A 16,924-nucleotide genomic window follows, 5' to 3' on the forward strand; every position below is an offset into this window, starting at 1 on the left:
TAATCCAATCCGTGAAATCAGTGAAATCCATCTAATCCGTGATAGTTGTTTACTTCAATAAAGTATTGGGGTCTTGTCCCAATCGCAATAAATTATCTGCGGTATTATGTATGCCAAATTCACCAGCCATGTGCGCTCCTAATGTTCCATGAACGTACATTAAGAACATAATAAATAATCCAACAAACACGTAACTAAATTGGACTTGTAAACCTCTATCTTTACGCCAAACAAATCGTTGATATCCACGCCAAACAGTCATTCCAACAATAAATGCTAATAATACAACACCGCCAACACCGTGCCAAAGCATTGTTTCCATAGCTCCCAATCCCCAAGCACTTTTGATTCCAGCTTCTGGGTGTGCCAGCATAATTTCGTAAAAACCTGCTGCAACTGTAAAAAATGTAATAATGGACGCGGCTAACATATTGTACCAGCCAACATCAAAGAAACCCGAACGAGTTGCTTTAATAGCTAGAAATTTAAAGATTGGTTTTTCTAATGTAAAGAATACGCCAACTATATCAAAGGCTATACTAATAATAAATAATCCCAATGTTAGATGCACTAAATTAGGATGAATTGGGATAGAATAAGGTAATCCATTCGCTCCTAAATCTAACTGATTAATTAATTCAGAATTCATTATAAAACCCCCTCTTTCACAGCTTCAACAACTGGACTTGTGTGCAATCCATAGACCCAAACAAGTTTATCTCCGAGATATACCTGAAAACATACTAAAACGGTTAAAAGTACTCCTACACCTAAATAAGAAATAGGAATACTTTGAGAATCGCGCAAACGAATGACATATCGCCATCCCGTTATTGCTGCAATAATTCCCGAGAGCGACCAACCAATTAAAGTATGTAAGTTCAGAACTGGTTCGACAGCGTCATAAGCTAATGCCAAACCCGCTTCTATTTGACCAAAAATAATTGCGATAAATATCGAAATAGTTGCGAAAAACATATTCCACCAACTCACCTCGAAAAGTCGAGAATTTTTCGTAAAATAGCCGATAATATCGCAGAAAAATGCGAATAAAACCATCGCAATCACAAAGTGAACCACAATGGGATGAATTGTATCTGGATAGGGCAAATTATGCTCGTTTAAAGCTGGAAGAAGATTCTCAAACATTGTGTTCCCCTCTACATTAATAGCAAATTCTTCATGCTGATATTTTCGCTTCAATCTTAGCAATAATACGCGACTTTGATATAAAATGTCTTAATTGTACGCAATTATACGGAAACGGTTATATTTTATTGTTATTTGTAGTTTTTTTTCTTTAAATATAGATTAATTTAATAATGACAACTTGTCATAATTAAGTATCAATAATTTTCCCTAAATACTGGATGTAGACCTTGAATGATGTTTGGTAAACCCAATAAAATTTATACTTCAAATAAATTACGGTTTTTCTTGTTGACTGAATTATATAATTTGGAATAAATTCAGTTTTTAGTCGGCATTGTTTAGATGTATACATTGTATCTGAATAATTGTGTATAAAAATAACATTTAAGTAGAAAATAAAATATTTTAACCTATGACTAATAAATATCTAAGTGTGTGCGATCGCCCCTGACATTTAATTGATTTGATATCAAACTTAAATTATATCTGAACCCATTTTCTATGAGGTGAATTGGATATGTATTTTGGAATAGATATCGGTCATAACTGCCCTCCTAGAGATATAGGAGCAGTATCTGGAAAGCACCGCGAAGATGTTTACACTAAGCAAGTCGGTGAATTAGTTATTAGTAAGCTCAAACACAGAGGGCATCTTGCTGTGTCCGTTACTCCAAGAAGAGCTTACAGTGTTGGTAATTCTCTAATTCAGAGAGCAAGAAGAGCGAATTGGTTGAGAGTTGATTATTTTGTTTCTATTCACTTCAATGCTGCTGGGAATAGAAGTGCCGGTGGTACTGAAATATTTGTTTATAACTACCATAGTTCCGCTAGAACTTTAGCTCAAGCAGTACTCGACAAGATAGTTGCTTTAGGCTTCAGAAACCGAAAAGTTAAGACTGCTAATTTCGCGGTACTCAAGTACACGAATATGCCTGCGATATTGATTGAGTGCTGTTTTCTGACGAATGATGAAGATATGAAATTGTTTGATGCCGAGAAGATGGCAACAGCAATAGTTGATGGTTTAGTAGGTAAAGATGAGGAAGAAGGTATTCAGGGTGTTCTGAATGTCAAGGTGAATACTTTTGCTAAGCCTTCTACAGTTCAATCTAGAAGTATACCCAATCAAGAATTATACAATTTAGAAGTTGGAAAATATAAAGGAAGATTGCTTGCTGATGAAGAAGCTCATTACTTAGTAGAGTTAGAGCAAGAAATTGGCGAGCGCAAAGTTCATTATATTTATTCGGGACACGCTGAATTTATTGCTGATTAAAACAGCTATTCAAAATTCATTTGTTAAGAGATAATATGACCTGTGTTACATGAAGATAAACACAGGTTTTTTTATGAATGTCTCGTATTTAAATTCATTTATTGGAAAAATAAACAGCGAGTTTATACAAAAAATATAGTTATAACACTGAGTTATATCAAGTCCGGGTAATTAGTTATAATATAAAACTTCCGAAGCTTTTAAATTTCAATATCTCAGCGTCAATTTTATCGTAAGTGTTCAAGCGGACATAATATTATTAAAAGGTTAATTTAAAACAAAGATAGCAATATAAAAATGTTAAAGTAAAACTTATCAAGTTAAACATGAAAAATAGATTATATATTTTTACTATTGAAAATAGTGCCTTGTAGAGGGGTTTTGCTTGTATAGCTAAACCAATTTCCGGCTATGGTTCCCCGACAGTACGGCAACTGGCAAGTGATTTAAATCCCTATGGTTGTACATTAAATTCGACTTTAAAACATTCTCTAAAACCTAAACAATTATTTTTTACTAAATGTTGTGATAACAGCTTGATACTTACGTGTTATTACGCAAATATAGATTGGTGTTCTTAATCAAAAAGAATGATGAATCAATCAATTTTTGTAGGATTTTTAAGTACCTTTTTACCTATGTTTGCTATTGCTAATCCCATTGGCGCAGTACCAGTTTTTCTTAGTTTGTTAAAGTCTCCAGAAAAACCAACAGAACCCCCAGAACCGAGGAGAATGCCAGATGAAAGTGAAGAACATTATCAACTAAAAAGATCTGAATTAAAAGCCTACGAGATCAAGTATCAACAATATCTCGAAGAATGCAAGAAATACAAACAGCATAGCCGTGAGCAAGCGAAACAGACAGCTATATTTGTATTTATAGTTTTGGCAGTTTTTCTATTTGGAGGTAAAGCAATTCTAGAACATTTCGATATTTCTTTAGGAGTGTTACGAATTGCAGGAGGTATTATTGTTGCTAAGATTGGCTGGACTTTGGCAGTTGCTAATACAACATTGACAAAGGAAGAGAAAGAAGCTGCTCAGGCAAAAGATAATATTTCTTTTACACCAATGGCTATTCCTATGATTAGTGGTCCTGGAGCTATTAGTTTAGTAATTAGCTTAACAGAAGAAGTAAATGAATGGACAGCTTACTTATCTTCTTTTATGGCAATTGCTTTTCTCTCCTTATTGGTTTGGTTGTGTTTAAGATCGAGTGAATATCTAAATCAAGTAATCGGAGACGATGGCATGGGTGCCTTGAAACGAGTTTTTGGTTTTTTCGTCTTGGCAATTGCAGTACAATTGATTGTCAATGGCATACTCGGAGTTCTCGAAGCATATCAACAGGTTCTGTTTGCAGTAGCGAATTAAGCTTAAATTTTATTCTTCGACAAAAACCTTGATTTTTTGTACTGAAGTGGTAGTGTTCTGAAAAATCTCTCAACAATTCCGCAACCTCTACATTTATCGTTAGTTTAGAATGTCGCTGGTATTACAAAAATCCCACAATTATATTGAAATTTGATGCACTAAAAATAACAAAAGGTTTGCAGCAAGGACTAAAATCCTTTATGCAAACCTTTTACATTTAATTCATATTCTTCTCTAGTAGTTCACCACACAAATTGTCATATTTATATGACTTTCGTTAGTGACGGACCTACACCGCTCTTAAGAGTCGGCGTAGGCTTCTCGGCGACTCCTCTATGAGAACATTTACCGAGCTTTTAAGCCCTACGCCCTAGGGACTTTTAGAAATAATTTGTTCTTTTTTTTGTAGGCTGCATTTCTGCATTTAATTGAGTTACACCTACATTTTTGATTTTACCATGAATCTGGTTCGTAATTTATCCCAACACCTCCCTTGCCGGTAGGTGTGGGACTTCTTCCGATTTAATGTTAAACTGGGGTTTGCAACCCCAGTCGGGTTACGGTAAAACCCGTCATATTTTGTGGGACAAACTGCCAGGTTTTCTCCGAAATGTATTTGAGAAAGCTTGATATTTTATTTTTTTGATCTCCTTTTTAACTTATCATTCCCTCACCCCAATCTATTAATCAAATGCTCCCCAACTCTTAAAGCGTTAGCGATAACTGTTAAAGCGGGGCTGGTTGCAGAGATTGAGGGGAAGAAACTGCTATCGACGACGTAGAGATTATCTATATCGTGCGTGCGACAGTTGAGATCGAGAACTGAAGTTCTGGTATCTTCTCCAAAACGACAAGTACCGCTTTGATGTGCAACTACTTGGATTGGTGCTTCACCACGGGGATAAATTTTTTGTTTTTCGTCTATGGATTTGAGTACGTCAATCCAACGATAAATTAAACGGTCGTGAGCTTCGATATTATTAGCAGTGTAATCTAGATATAATTTGCCACCCTTAACTCGAACGCGGTTTTTGGGTGATGGTAAATCTTCAGTTTGCAGCCACCAACCAATAGAGCGTTTTGCTAGCTGTTTTAATCCAAATCCCGGCATTAATTTAGCCGCGACTGATAAAATTGGCGGTGATTCGGAGAAAATCACATCTTGAAGAATACCACCTGAATTTTGGATATGACCCATTGGGTAAGAAAAATTTTCATCTCCCCAGTAAAAATCATTTATATAGCGAGTCCTTTGAAATAATCCAGAATTAGGAGTGTTACTTAGCTGTACCACTACCGTCATCAATTGTTTCATTAAATTACGTCCCACCAAGTCAGAACTATTCGCTAGTCCTTTGGGATGTTTTTCATTACTAGAACGTAATAACAAGGCAGCCGAATTAATTGCACCACAGGAAAGTACAATAATATTTCCTACAAACAAATAAGAGCGATCGCCAATATTTGCTTCTACAGCTTTAACTTCTTTTCCTGAAGCATTAGTAACTAAACGTACTACTTTAGCCGAAGTTTTCACCGTCACATTATCGTATTTTTTGATTGTAGGATAAATCCCCGTATCTTCCGAATCAGTTCGCCCTTGTTTACCAACTCCGATAGGCAGATAAGCAGGATTTAAACCTTGTTTAGAAATGCGAGTACAAATATCTTCTATTTGGGGTTCGCTATCAACTGTAGGTAATGGAAAATCCTCACTACGAGAAGGTTCAGTTAAATCGTTGCCGACATTTCCGTGGACTTGATAGAGTTTTTCAGCTTCTGTATAGTAAGGTTCAAAATCCTTGTATTTAACTTCCCATTCCGGGGAAAAGCCATCCTGATGTTGAACTTTTTCAAAATCCTTTTCCCGTAATCGTTGCAATACACCACTATAAATTTTGGTATTACCACCTACAGAATAATTAGTTTGAGGAAAAAAACTATCTTCTTCTTCGTACCATTTTTCCGGTGCATAGAAACTTTCTTTTTTAAAGACTTCTACATCAACTAACTGCGAACTTCCTTTTTCTAAAAAATCTCCTTGTTCCAAAACAAGAATCTTTTTCCCAGTAGGTGCTAGTTTACGCGCTAAAGTTCCTCCACCAGCACCAGTCCCGACAATAATTACATCATAATGTTGGTCGTCAATAATCATTTTTAGTTGTTAGTTGTTAGTTATTAGTTGTTGGGTATGGGGCATGGGGCATGGGGCATTGGTAATTGGTAATTGACAATAAAATCAGTGAAATCAGTGAAATCCATCTAATCCGTGATAATTATTGCCAAAGGTAAAGAAGCACGAATAAAACAATCCAAATTACGTCAACAAAGTGCCAGAATAATGAAGTGGCATCTACACCATAGTGACCGTTTTTGTAATTGTCTGGAATAAAGGAACGAACTAACATATTTAGCTGCAATACAACACCTGTAAAAACATGTAAGCCGTGGAAACCAGTTAGTAAGTAAAACATTCCACCGAATACACCAGATGTAAAGCCGAATTCTAAACCGCTCCATTCAACTGCTTGTCCGTAAAGGAAGTAACTTCCCATAGCCATTGTTAATAACCAAAAAAGGCGAAAGCGCCAAATATGATGGTTTTTTAGTTCCCTCTCAGCAAAGTAAATCACGAAGCTACTAGAAACTAGAATTATTGTATTTATGAATGGTTCTCTAACTTCTAGCCCTTCAACTCCTGGAGGTAGCCAATCTACGGCTGTTGTTTTATAAACAATATACCCCGCGAAAAAGCTTAAGAAAATTACGCTTTCCGACAACAGAAATGCGATGAAGCCAAACATGCTGTTGCCTTCTTCATCATGCTCGTGAGTCGCTACATTCGCGTGATTAATTAGCTGTAATTCATCGAATGTATTCTCATGTTCTAACTGTATCGTTTTGCCGTCTGTAGTACTCATAACAAATAATATTTCAGGTTAAAGGTTAAAGGTTAAAGGTTAGAGGTTAAAGGTTAGAGGTTAGAGGTTAAAGGTTAGAACTAATAGTTTTGACAAATTTATTCTTCCCCCTCTACTCCCTCTACCCCTTCTTCCCCCTCTCTAATTAATTAAGTTCTGAAGCATTCGCGACTAAATCTTCTGGTTTCGATTTACCGTAACCGTATGGTTCTTCTAATACAATGGGAAGCTGTTTTTCAAAGTTTTCTACGGGTGGTGGTGAGGATACTAACCATTCCAAACCAATTGCACGCCAAGGATTATCCGATGCTTTTTTACCGTCAATCCAAGAACTTATAACGTTAAGTAAAAACGGTAATGTAGACATTCCTAAAATAAATGCGCCAACACTAGCAACTACATTCCAACCTAAATATTCTGGATCGTAAGAAGCAACTCGACGGGGCATTCCTTGCAATCCTAATGGGTGCATGGGGAAGAAATTTAAATTAGCACCAATGAAGGTTAACCAAAAATGTAGCTTACCTAAACCTTCGTAATACATCTTTCCAGTCATCTTAGGGAACCAGTGATAGATGGCTGCATAGATACCCATCACTACCGCACCGTAAATAACATAGTGGAAGTGCCCAACGACGAAGTAAGTATTGTTAACGTGAATGTCGATGGGAACCGAGGAAAGCATGATACCGGTGATACCTGCAAATACAAACATCACTAATCCACCCAATGCAAACAACATTGGTGTATCTAAGCGTAATTTACCTCCCCAAATTGTTCCTAACCAAGCAAATACTTTAATTCCTGTGGGTACCGAAATCAGCATTGTGGAGAACATGAACAGCATCCGCATCCAGCCTGTGGTACCGCTAGCATACATGTGGTGAACCCATACCACTGCGCTTAATCCAGTGATAATTAAGGATGAAACTGCAACTACCTTATAACCAAATAAAGGTTTGCGAGAGTAAACGGGAAATATCTCTGAAAAGATTCCGAAGATAGGTAGTATAATTACGTAGACTGCTGGATGAGAATAGAACCAGAAAAAGTGCTGGTATAATACCGGGTCGCCGCCTTGTACGGGGTCGAAAAATGCAGTACCTACCGTTAAGTCAAACAATAGCATTACCGCACCAGCAGTCAAAGCAGGCAATCCAAATAATTGAATCATCTGAGCGCTTAAGACTGTCCATACATAAGCAGGCATTTTGAAAAAGCCCATTCCTGGCGCTCTCATCCGGAAAATAGTAGTAACAATATTAACCGCGCCTAAAATGGATGAAACACCCGATAATGCTACAGCTACTAACCATAAGAGTTCTCCATTAACCAAGTTACCTGTGGGATTCTGAGTACTTACAGGAGGATAAGACCACCAACCTGCTTGTGCTGAACCGCCAGGAACGAAGAAACTCGCCATAAGTACGATGCCGAACAGGGGCACCATCCAAAAAGCTAAAGCGTTCAGGCGAGGAAATGCCATATCTTTAGCACCAATCTGCAAAGGTACGAGATAGTTCGCTAAGCCTGCCAATATGGGGAAAGTCCACATAAATAGCATTAACGTTCCATGCATCGTAAACATTGAGTTGTAAACGGTGCGATCTACTAAGTCAGATTCAGGAGTCATTAATTCACCCCTGATTATCATGGCAAGTATTCCACCAAGCAAGAAAAATATAAAGGCTGTAACTATATATTGAATACCAATTACTTTATGGTCGGTACTAAAAGTAAAATAGGTCTTCCACGTTGTCGGTGGATGAGGATGGTGTGTTTGATGCTGTGGTTGACTCTGAGGTTGATGTTGCTTTTTTACAACCTCAGTGTTTTTTGATTGAGTGTTAGTCATTTCAATTTAAGATTTAAGATTTTGGATTATCCGTAAACGATTAACAATAAATATGACTGGTTACTGATAACTGCTCACTGTTAACTGATTAATCGTGATAATTAACCACAGGAGGTTCTGCTGGTTTAACTGTTGCCCAATTAGTATCGATTGCTTGCTCTGATTTTCTTTTGTATTCAGACATTGCTTGGTTATAGGCTGGAGAAGGTTTCTGTTTAGAAGCCTCTTTTAACCATTGGTTGTATTTCTCTGGAGATTCGACAACCACATCAGCCTGCATTGCTGCGAAATAAGTACCGCTATATTGAGAATCACGCAGTCTATATTTACCTTCGAGAATAGGAGTAAACTCAAAATTGATTGTTTCGTTGGGGATAACATCTTGCTTTACCCGAAATGCAGGAATATAAAATCCATGTATCACATCTTCTGATTTCAGGGTTAGATAAGCTCTTTGATTTACAGGTAAATGTAATTCCGTACTGCTGATATTTTGCTCGGGATAGTTGAAAATCCAAGCCCACTGTTTCGATATTACTTCAATTTTTTCTGAATCTTTAGGTAATTCTGAATTTGTTGAGATTGGTGCCGCGTTAGCCGATTTCATACCTATCGATGTATGCTGATGCTCCATCGGAGAGAGAATTGACATTTGGTCGTAGATTTGGTAACTATAGACTCCAATCCAAATCACTAATACAAATGGAATTGCTGTCCATACTACTTCTAGGGTAATATTGCCCTCTACATGCGGACCATCGCTAATATCGTACTTACCTGCACGATTGAAGATAATTGAATATATCAGCGCTCCCGTAACTCCTAGAAAAATAAATGCTCCTAAAGTCACCAAAAAGCTGAATAAATCATCAACTAATAGAGATTCTGCTGTAGCTTCAGGGGGAAGCCAAGTATACGATAATTGTCCTATCCCTAGACTCACAATAGCCAGGAAAATTGTAGCGATCGCTAACAATATAATTTTACGTCTTGTCATTACTAATAATTGTTAGTAGTTAGTAGTTAGTAGTTAGTGGTTAGTGGTTATATTTTTAACCTTTAACCTTTAATCAATTCCCAATTATTTCAATAAAGTATTGGGATCTTGTCCCGATTGCAATAAATTATCTGCGGTATTGTGTATACCAAATTCACCAGCCATATGCGCTCCTAATGTTCCGTGGAGATACATTACAAACATAATGACTAGCCCTACGAGTAAATAACTCAACTGGACTTGCAAAGTCTTATCCTTACAAAATTTGAAGCGTTGAAATCCTCGCCAAACAGCCATGCCAACTATAAAAGCCAGCAGCAAAACTCCTCCCACACCATGCCAGAGCATTGTTTCCATTGCTCCCAATCCCCAAGCACTTTTGATATCAGGTTGAGGTTTTGCCAGCATAATTTCATAAAAACCTGCTGCCACCGTGAAAAAAGTAATTATGGCTGAAGCCACGATATTGTACCAGCCAACATCAAAAAAATTGGCACGATTGACACGTATAGATAGAAATTTGAAGATTGGTTTTTCTAATGTGAAAAATACACCGGCAATATCAAAAGTAATCGCAATAATAAATAGTCCCAATGTTAAATGCACTAAATTAGGATGAATTGGTATATGATATGGCAACCCATTTGCACCTATAGGCATCTGATTTATAATTTCTGTATCCATTTATAAAGCCCCTTCTTTCACGGCTTCTACAACTTGACTTGTATGCAATCCATACACCCAAACTAGCTTGTCTCCAAGATACACTTGAAAACACAGCAGCATTGTTAAAATTAAGCCAATTCCTAAATAAGTAACTGGTACTCTTTTGGGATAGCGGATGCGAATTACATAGCGCCATCCTGTCATTGCGGCGATAAATCCTGAAAGAGACCAACCTATTAAAGTGTGTAAATTCAGCGTTGGTTCTACTGCATCATAAGCTAATGCTAAACCAGCTTCAATTTGACCAAAAATAACTGCGATAAAAACGGAAATTGTAGCAAAAAACATATTCCACCAACTCACTTCAAAAAGTCGAGTGTTTTTAGTAAAATAGCCTACTACATCGCAGACAAAGGCAAATAAAACCATCGCAATCACAAAGTGAACTACGATTGGATGAATTGTATCTGGATAAGGCAAATTATGCTCATTTAATTGCGGAATCAATTTTTCAAACATTTTGTTTCCTTTTACATATTTAGCCAATAAATTGCTAAATCTTTCCCTTTTGTCTTAACATTTTTATGTTAGATTTCTTAACAATATTTCACTGTATTTAACCGAACAGAATTGTCTATCACTCATTGTTGTTTCGGCTACTTTTTTATTTAAATACAGAAAAATTTAAGCATTGCCAAGCGATTTTTATTTTACATAAAGAAAATATAAAGTTTGATAGATTCTTAACAATTTGCTTTTGTGCTTTTGTAGCGATTGATGCGAATAGGCAATAGTTAATTGGTGATTGGCGGATATATAAGAATCCTATTAAGTAGGTAGTAGACGTAATTAAATATAAGAAAATATTTCACCACGGTACTTTGCTTAAGGTTGGGAACCTCCCGTTCACTTGTATGTGCGGCTTAGTTTTGCGGAAAGAACATCTCCCCGCCAACTTCCCTTTGCACGCAATTGGCTCCGGAAGCCGACACCCCCAAATAGACTCACCGCAACGCAGTAGCTTCTCAATCTCCTTGATAAGGGAAGCAGTCGGCAGGGTGAGGTTTTATATTTAATCTGACCTAATTACTTAGCAAGAACAGTACCTTTGCTAATTTACGAGGAGTTAAAAGTATTTAATCGCCCAAATTCTCGATTTCTTCCCGATTCCTTCTCTAGTTCTTCCCGATGATTGCTTAATTTAATAATTAGTTTCTCGGTTAAGGAAATATAAATTTCAATTTTGAATTTCCCGTCTGCTTCGCGATTGATTTCTATATTGAATTCAATTCATCTTCCAGATAACGAGAATAAAGTAAAAAAACACTTAATTTATTGGAGTATCATCATGTTCGATAAAGTTTTTGGGATAGACGATTTAGAAAGAGATATACAACAGTTTAAGCAAGATATAGAGAATGCTAAAGCAACATATATAAGTGAGTATGCTGAATATATAAATATCACAACTGACTTTGAAAATGTAGAGACGAAATATGATTTTCTTCAGGAAGAAACCGAGGCTCTTACAGTCATATTTCCTGAAGAAGATGCAGGTGAAACTCTATCAAACGTCGCCAGCGGTTTTTTCTATGCGGCAAGCGTTCTTGAAATCGTTGCTGTCATAGGCTATGTGATGAGAAGAGTAAATATGTGGAAGCTGACTAAAATTCTGGCAACCATCGACGATCTTGACGAGACAATACGAGTTCTTAGCGCAGCACCAACCAAGGCAGGGAGGGTGCTTGGCTTACAATCATTTGTTCGGGCAGCAGATTCGGCAAAAGCAGCGAAACTAGCTAAGACAGCAAAAATAGCAAAGGTAACGAGAATAGCACAAGTTTCCGCAGCAGCAGGAGCTATTCTTGGTATTGTTTCTCTTGCTTTGGATATTAGCTCAGCAGCACAGCGGAAAGAGTATCTTAAGGAACACAAACAGGAATTAAAGGAATTTCTAGATGAGTTCAATGGTTATATTGCTGATGCTAACGATGCCACCAAGAACGTAATCAATGCTTTTTTAACTTACTTCGAGGAATTAGAAATCGACGTTGATGGGGTATTTAATCAGAATAAAGATGGATTTTTAGATGAAAGTGGAGAAGAAAAGTTTGACGACCCTGAGAATGGTTTAGTATCACAAATACGTGAAATTTTAAATGGGGCTATCAAGCGGATAGGAGAGTTGAATGCAGCTATTAAATTAGCCAATAGACGCATAGAGCGTTATATTAGCCAGGGACTAGAAGGGACTAAACTGATTGAAGAAGTTGTCTTCGATACAGAACTTCCAGAGGAATTAATTCAACGTCTCTATGTCTTCAAGTTACGAGAGCTTGGTAACACAGTCCAACAAGCAATAGAGCTATCTGGATTAGCAGAAGATATTGTCAGGAAAGTTTATGCTCGCGCTTTTTTAGACGATGGTAAAACAGTTGAAGATGCAGTTGAGCTATCTGGATTAACAGAAGACGAAGTTAGAAGAATTTTTGTAAGTAAGCTGTTAGACGATGAGCTAAATGCTGAAAATCCAGATGATGTCATCGATGTGAGAGCTATTGCAGAAAAAGCTGGTGTTTCAGAGGAAATTGTTCGAGAAATACGCGCTCAGAAACTAGCTGCCTTCCCAGAGGACGAAGAGTCTTAAAAAAGATTGTTTTACACAAAGCCGGTAAATCTTTTGTAAGCCGTAGGGTGGACAATTTTCACCCTACCCACGGAGTTTGTGCCTAAGTCTTGAATTAAATTGAAGCAAGAAAGCTGGAATTGAGATGGGGAATTAAACACATGTTTTTGATTAAAGAGTAGTTTTTTAAGGAGTTGATTATGTCGTTTTTCAAACGGACTTTTAAGAAAGCAAAGAAAGGCGTTAAAAAAGCAGTCAATAAAGTAGAAAAAGTTGTAGACGAAGGTACTAATGAAGTTAAGAAGGCTGTAGATAAAAGTGCTAGTAAAATAGATAAAGTTGCAGAGGAAGGATTTGACAAGCTAGAAAAAGGAGCTAACTTAGCTAAAGAAGGATTGGAAGAAACGGGCGATTTTCTGCTTAATAGCTCCGACAGAGAATATTGGAATAAAGAAATTTCGCATCTTAAGAATCGCTTTAATAATTTACGAGAGGAACTGAAAAATAAAGTTAATGCTTACTACGATGTGAGGATAGATTATCAAGGAAAAGTCCATCAATTTATCACAATAAAGCAAGATACTATCGCCTTGGGGTTAGTATCTTCAGATAAATTAGATTTAGACAAAGTTATGGATAATGCCGGAATTATAGTAGATTATACAAGAGAGTTTAGTGAAAGCAATAGCGAAATTGAAGAAATTGGCAGATATACACTTGGTTTAGTATCTGCCGGAATATCTGAGATAGTGTTTGCTTCCCAGGAAGCTAAGAAAGAGGCTAAGCATCTTAATAAGCAAATTTCCCTATTAGAAGAAAATCTGGAAAAAATTAATAACAACATTGCCAATCATAAAAAAGGCATTGTTTTAATCAATCAATCTCTAACAGAAATTTTGCAGTTGTATGGAGAGGATACTACCATAGATAACTTTGTATCAAAGCAATGTCAATTAATCTACAAGCAAGCAAAAGAATTAAAGGTTCACAGAACTATCATTAAGATGCAGAAAAAAAATGTAGCCCAGCAAGAAATAGTGGAAGCAACTGCAAACATCTAACGGGAGCATCCCAATTTCGCACAAAGCCCACAGACTAAAAGTCTGGGGCTAATGCTAGGAAGCCCACCTTCGTGGGCTTCGTTTTTGTAGCCGCACCCATAAGCGGGTGTCGGATAAAGTATTTGTTCAAAATTGGGATGCTCCCCATCTAACTTTTTTGGTAAGTGTTACAGTTACTCGTTGGTGCGTGACGCTATAAGCCCGATTGCTGGGTTAAAATTATTAGATCGCATCACATACCCGACAGTCAAAATGTGCCCCAAATTTAACTTTTAGCCCAACGCCACTGATAGCTATTCCATTGATAAATTCCTTGGATTTGATACTCTGCACCATCATTGAAGCGGATGCTACAAGTTGTGTAGGAACTGTTGCCATCAACAATTTCTTCGATATTAATTACCGTACATAAAAACCATTGAGGTTCGCAAGCTGTACCTTCTTGTACCCATTCCCACAATCCATTGCAAACTTCGATGCGATCGCCAATTTTTAATTTGAAATTTGCTTGGGTTTCAAGTTCGTCGAAATGATGTTTTTCAACCTTGTTTAGCCACTTTATACCGTAGCGATCGCGAATAAATTGCACAACACCAGAATCTTTCTCTTGCAACCAATCGTTTAACAATTGTATTTTCCAAGAACGATTTTGTTGTTCCTGCTGTTTAACAAACTCAGAAAACAGCTTTAATTCTTCATAAGTCAGTTGTTTTAAAGGATTTGCATTGTCTGATAAACCCGGACTCGAATTTCCATTGACTTGCTTGCTTACCGCTTGCAGCAATATATCTTTTTGCCCATCAGTGAGAGGACAGCGGGCTGCATCGCAACGATTGAAAGCTACTTGCAGTGCTACTTCTATCTCATCTGGTGTCATAATTGGATTTCAAATGAGTGTCTATTCTCTTAATTATTGCAAAATTTTTCAGCATTTTAAATTATGCTTTGATACAATATTATATTTAAGGGTTTGTTGTAAGGATATTTTTCATGATTTATCGGCTGCTGCATTAACTACAGGAAGAGGAAAACCCAAACGCAGATAGCAAAATTTCTAGATATTAGCAGTGTCTAGCAAACAAAAAAATAACTCTCCTCTCTCACGCTCTAACTTCAGTGGCGAACTATTATTAAACTGTTACTTGCTTGATAATGGTGCAAGTCATAGGGTGTTTGAAACATTGAATCGTTTTTTCGGTCTGTAAGGCTTGCTATGTTTACGTTTGAGCCATTTTTAGCCGTTTGGTCACTTGCACTTTCTTTCTAACTCTTTCTACGAGCCACTTTCAGCCTTTTTTTATTTTGTAGATATTGACATCCAGTCGCTGAAACAGTATTTTGTTTATACATTTGCACTTCTGTACCTTGAAAACTAAATATCCCAAGCCTTCTGTAGTCAGCAGTTGAAACTCAAATTAATCCCTACTAGGGATTGAAACAAACTAATCCCTCGTGAGTAAGCTTTGTTAAAAGGTTGAAACTCAAATTAATACCTTTAACCTTTAACCTTTAACCTTTAACCTTCAACCTTTAACCTTTAACCTGATATCTAAGGCTATATATTAGCCAAGGCGGCAGTTTAAGCTCAAGAAAAATAAGACCAAAATTACATCAGTTCTTTTTCGGCTTGCAGCCAACATTCCACAGATTTATTGTTAGGGCAGCCCATTCGCTGCCAAATCTCATAAGCTTTTAAGCGGATTTGATTTTCTGAAGGATGGTTGCTGATGAAGTGTTTGCAGGAATTAGTGTTGATGTCATAGGGAGTTTGTGTAAAAGAAATTTTCCGCCCTGGAATTTTTAGTGTAAAGCGGTAACAGTTGTGTTTTATCGGACAATTTGTTCCCGGACACAAGGTAATATCGTTAAGCATATATAATAAAGCTCTTGTAGGGCGGCATCCCTGCCAGCCAGAATCTACTGTATAGCCTTGGGTAAAGCTAAAATCATAGTAATAGAAAAAAATAGTTTCAAGTTTATGGCTGCTGCAAAACGCAAATCTTCTAATAAATCCGCTGTTTGGCGAGAGTTTGGTTCTGATAATGCTGCGACTCAAAGAGCAACACCCGATTTACCTCCTGAAAAACAGGATTTGCGGGTACAGGCAACCCGTGCTGGGCGTAAAGGTAAAACTGTGACTATAATTACGGGATTTCAAAGTAAACCGGAAACTCTACAAGCTTTGTTAAAGCAGTTAAAAGGGCAATGCGGTTGCGGGGGTACGGTTAAGGATAATGAAATTGAAATTCAAGGAGAACACAAGCAAAAAATTCTTGAAATTTTGAAGAAGCAGGGATATAAAGCCAAAATTAGCGGTGGCTAATTTAAAGAGAACAAAGAGGAAAAAAGCAAAGAGAGATAACAATCAGAAGCGGAATTGAGAATTCAGAATTTTCACTGATATCTTTTCAATTCAATCCAACTGTTGTAATACAAACAAAACTAATTATCTTTGACTGTTGGCTGCTCGCTGTATCTCTATAAACCCAACTATCTTATATAAAAATGCTATGGTTAGGATATAAATAAAATAATCCTACCCATTCTAATATAAATAGGAGATACAATGGATTTAATTCGCATAATTTGTGCTATTTTCATTCCCCCTTTGGGAGTATTTTTACAGGTTGGTATTGGTGCTGATTTTTGGATTAATATTCTTTTAACTTTATTAGGATATATACCAGGTGTTGTTCACGCAATATGGGTGATTGCTAAAAAGTAATAAATGATTGTTGAATCGCTGGGGTTCACGTCTGGTAAAAATCAATATTGATAAGAGATGGAAGAGAAAGTAAAATGTTGCTTTTTCTTCTATTTTTGTATGGGAGCTATTAAATATTCCTTAATTGTAAAAACTTGCCACAAGTTTGAGAGTTTTAAGTTGATTGTTGGCTCAATTTTTGTTTGTTTGCTACTAAAAATGTTTATCCTTGCTCGTTTGCAAGAAATGCTGTTGCTTCTACTACGGAAAAATATTTTTTGTTAGCAATA

The 16,924-nt window shown here is 36.8% G+C and carries 16 protein-coding genes; 6 read left to right on the top strand and 10 right to left on the bottom strand.

All coding sequences use genetic code 11. The features are described from left to right. Positions 1-49: 49 nt before the first annotated feature. Together RIV7116_RS15655 and RIV7116_RS15660 are read right to left on the bottom strand one after the other, a co-directional pair. A complete protein-coding gene (locus RIV7116_RS15655; protein WP_015119276.1) occupies positions 50-649 on the bottom strand; it encodes a DUF2231 domain-containing protein in 600 nt (199 codons plus the stop codon). Then, a complete protein-coding gene (locus RIV7116_RS15660; RefSeq protein WP_015119277.1) occupies positions 649-1,149 on the bottom strand; it encodes a DUF2231 domain-containing protein in 501 nt (166 codons plus the stop codon). The genes RIV7116_RS15655 and RIV7116_RS15660 overlap by 1 nt, the downstream gene beginning before the upstream one ends. Before the next feature lie 520 nt (positions 1,150-1,669). Between RIV7116_RS15660 and RIV7116_RS15665 the strand changes: the two genes are divergently transcribed. Both RIV7116_RS15665 and RIV7116_RS15670 read left to right on the top strand, forming a co-directional pair. Further along, a complete protein-coding gene (locus RIV7116_RS15665) occupies positions 1,670-2,428 on the top strand; it encodes an N-acetylmuramoyl-L-alanine amidase (protein WP_015119278.1) in 759 nt (252 codons plus the stop codon). Positions 2,429-3,018: 590 nt separating this feature from the next. Continuing rightward, positions 3,019-3,804, top strand: coding sequence for a MarC family protein (locus RIV7116_RS15670; protein ID WP_083894068.1), 786 nt, complete (start codon positions 3,019-3,021; stop codon positions 3,802-3,804). 670 nt (positions 3,805-4,474) lie between these two features. On the opposite strand, the gene RIV7116_RS15675 is transcribed toward RIV7116_RS15670, so the two are convergent. The 6 genes from RIV7116_RS15675 to RIV7116_RS15700 form a co-directional block, all read right to left on the bottom strand. Continuing rightward, on the bottom strand, positions 4,475-5,959 hold the full coding sequence (locus RIV7116_RS15675; protein ID WP_015119280.1) for a GMC oxidoreductase: 1,485 nt from the start codon (positions 5,957-5,959) through the stop codon (positions 4,475-4,477). 121 nt (positions 5,960-6,080) lie between these two features. Beyond that, on the bottom strand, positions 6,081-6,725 hold the full coding sequence (locus tag RIV7116_RS15680; RefSeq protein WP_015119281.1) for a heme-copper oxidase subunit III: 645 nt from the start codon (positions 6,723-6,725) through the stop codon (positions 6,081-6,083). A gap of 145 nt (positions 6,726-6,870) precedes the next feature. Next, the gene (gene ctaD, locus RIV7116_RS15685; protein ID WP_015119282.1) at positions 6,871-8,580 is read right to left on the bottom strand and encodes a cytochrome c oxidase subunit I; all 1,710 of its coding nucleotides are present in this window, start codon (positions 8,578-8,580) and stop codon (positions 6,871-6,873) included. Between the two features lie 88 nt (positions 8,581-8,668). Beyond that, a complete protein-coding gene (locus tag RIV7116_RS15690; protein WP_015119283.1) occupies positions 8,669-9,577 on the bottom strand; it encodes a cytochrome c oxidase subunit II in 909 nt (302 codons plus the stop codon). Between the two features lie 84 nt (positions 9,578-9,661). Then, positions 9,662-10,261: a DUF2231 domain-containing protein gene (locus RIV7116_RS15695; protein WP_015119284.1), complete on the bottom strand. Its 600-nt coding sequence runs from the start codon at positions 10,259-10,261 to the stop codon at positions 9,662-9,664. Beyond that, a complete protein-coding gene (locus RIV7116_RS15700) occupies positions 10,262-10,762 on the bottom strand; it encodes a DUF2231 domain-containing protein (protein ID WP_015119285.1) in 501 nt (166 codons plus the stop codon). An 829-nt stretch (positions 10,763-11,591) separates the two neighbouring features. On the opposite strand from RIV7116_RS15700, the gene RIV7116_RS15705 reads away from it, so the two are divergent. Then, the gene (locus RIV7116_RS15705; protein WP_015119286.1) at positions 11,592-12,890 is read left to right on the top strand and encodes a hypothetical protein; all 1,299 of its coding nucleotides are present in this window, start codon (positions 11,592-11,594) and stop codon (positions 12,888-12,890) included. A 179-nt stretch (positions 12,891-13,069) separates the two neighbouring features. Continuing rightward, positions 13,070-13,930 carry a hypothetical protein gene (locus tag RIV7116_RS15710; protein ID WP_015119287.1) on the top strand — a complete coding sequence of 287 codons (861 nt, stop codon included), beginning with the start codon at positions 13,070-13,072 and terminating at the stop codon, positions 13,928-13,930. A 265-nt stretch (positions 13,931-14,195) separates the two neighbouring features. On the opposite strand, the gene RIV7116_RS15715 is transcribed toward RIV7116_RS15710, so the two are convergent. Then, a complete protein-coding gene (locus RIV7116_RS15715; RefSeq protein ID WP_015119288.1) occupies positions 14,196-14,807 on the bottom strand; it encodes a hypothetical protein in 612 nt (203 codons plus the stop codon). A gap of 729 nt (positions 14,808-15,536) precedes the next feature. Beyond that, positions 15,537-15,803: a DUF2934 domain-containing protein gene (locus RIV7116_RS15720; protein ID WP_044290976.1), complete on the bottom strand. Its 267-nt coding sequence runs from the start codon at positions 15,801-15,803 to the stop codon at positions 15,537-15,539. Positions 15,804-15,908: 105 nt separating this feature from the next. Here RIV7116_RS15720 and RIV7116_RS15725 point away from each other — a divergent pair, with 105 nt between their 5' ends. Then, positions 15,909-16,253 (top strand): translation initiation factor, encoded by a 345-nt coding sequence (locus RIV7116_RS15725; RefSeq protein WP_015119289.1) that lies wholly within the window; start codon positions 15,909-15,911, stop codon positions 16,251-16,253. Between the two features lie 243 nt (positions 16,254-16,496). After that, complete coding sequence (locus RIV7116_RS34990; protein WP_015119290.1) at positions 16,497-16,655, top strand: YqaE/Pmp3 family membrane protein; 159 nt, start codon at positions 16,497-16,499, stop codon at positions 16,653-16,655. The last annotated feature ends 269 nt before the right edge of the window (positions 16,656-16,924 follow it).

This window comes from Rivularia sp. PCC 7116 (genome assembly GCF_000316665.1).
Taxonomy (GTDB): Bacteria; Cyanobacteriota; Cyanobacteriia; order Cyanobacteriales; family Nostocaceae; genus Rivularia.

What these genes read in the sequence shown, in the direction of transcription:
- RIV7116_RS15690 (WP_015119283.1), bottom strand. Translation starts at nt 9,577, where the DNA reads ATGACAAGACGTAAAATTATATTGTTAGCGATCGCTACAATTTTCCTG.
- RIV7116_RS15655 (WP_015119276.1), bottom strand. Translation starts at nt 649, where the DNA reads ATGAATTCTGAATTAATTAATCAGTTAGATTTAGGAGCGAATGGATTA.
- RIV7116_RS15660 (WP_015119277.1), bottom strand. Translation starts at nt 1,149, where the DNA reads ATGTTTGAGAATCTTCTTCCAGCTTTAAACGAGCATAATTTGCCCTAT.
- RIV7116_RS15670 (WP_083894068.1), top strand. Translation starts at nt 3,019, where the DNA reads ATGATGAATCAATCAATTTTTGTAGGATTTTTAAGTACCTTTTTACCT.
- RIV7116_RS15680 (WP_015119281.1), bottom strand. Translation starts at nt 6,725, where the DNA reads ATGAGTACTACAGACGGCAAAACGATACAGTTAGAACATGAGAATACA.
- RIV7116_RS15675 (WP_015119280.1), bottom strand. Translation starts at nt 5,959, where the DNA reads ATGATTATTGACGACCAACATTATGATGTAATTATTGTCGGGACTGGT.
- ctaD (WP_015119282.1), bottom strand. Translation starts at nt 8,580, where the DNA reads ATGACTAACACTCAATCAAAAAACACTGAGGTTGTAAAAAAGCAACAT.
- RIV7116_RS34990 (WP_015119290.1), top strand. Translation starts at nt 16,497, where the DNA reads ATGGATTTAATTCGCATAATTTGTGCTATTTTCATTCCCCCTTTGGGA.
- RIV7116_RS15665 (WP_015119278.1), top strand. Translation starts at nt 1,670, where the DNA reads ATGTATTTTGGAATAGATATCGGTCATAACTGCCCTCCTAGAGATATA.
- RIV7116_RS15725 (WP_015119289.1), top strand. Translation starts at nt 15,909, where the DNA reads ATGGCTGCTGCAAAACGCAAATCTTCTAATAAATCCGCTGTTTGGCGA.
- RIV7116_RS15720 (WP_044290976.1), bottom strand. Translation starts at nt 15,803, where the DNA reads ATGCTTAACGATATTACCTTGTGTCCGGGAACAAATTGTCCGATAAAA.
- RIV7116_RS15715 (WP_015119288.1), bottom strand. Translation starts at nt 14,807, where the DNA reads ATGACACCAGATGAGATAGAAGTAGCACTGCAAGTAGCTTTCAATCGT.
- RIV7116_RS15695 (WP_015119284.1), bottom strand. Translation starts at nt 10,261, where the DNA reads ATGGATACAGAAATTATAAATCAGATGCCTATAGGTGCAAATGGGTTG.
- RIV7116_RS15700 (WP_015119285.1), bottom strand. Translation starts at nt 10,762, where the DNA reads ATGTTTGAAAAATTGATTCCGCAATTAAATGAGCATAATTTGCCTTAT.
- RIV7116_RS15705 (WP_015119286.1), top strand. Translation starts at nt 11,592, where the DNA reads ATGTTCGATAAAGTTTTTGGGATAGACGATTTAGAAAGAGATATACAA.
- RIV7116_RS15710 (WP_015119287.1), top strand. Translation starts at nt 13,070, where the DNA reads ATGTCGTTTTTCAAACGGACTTTTAAGAAAGCAAAGAAAGGCGTTAAA.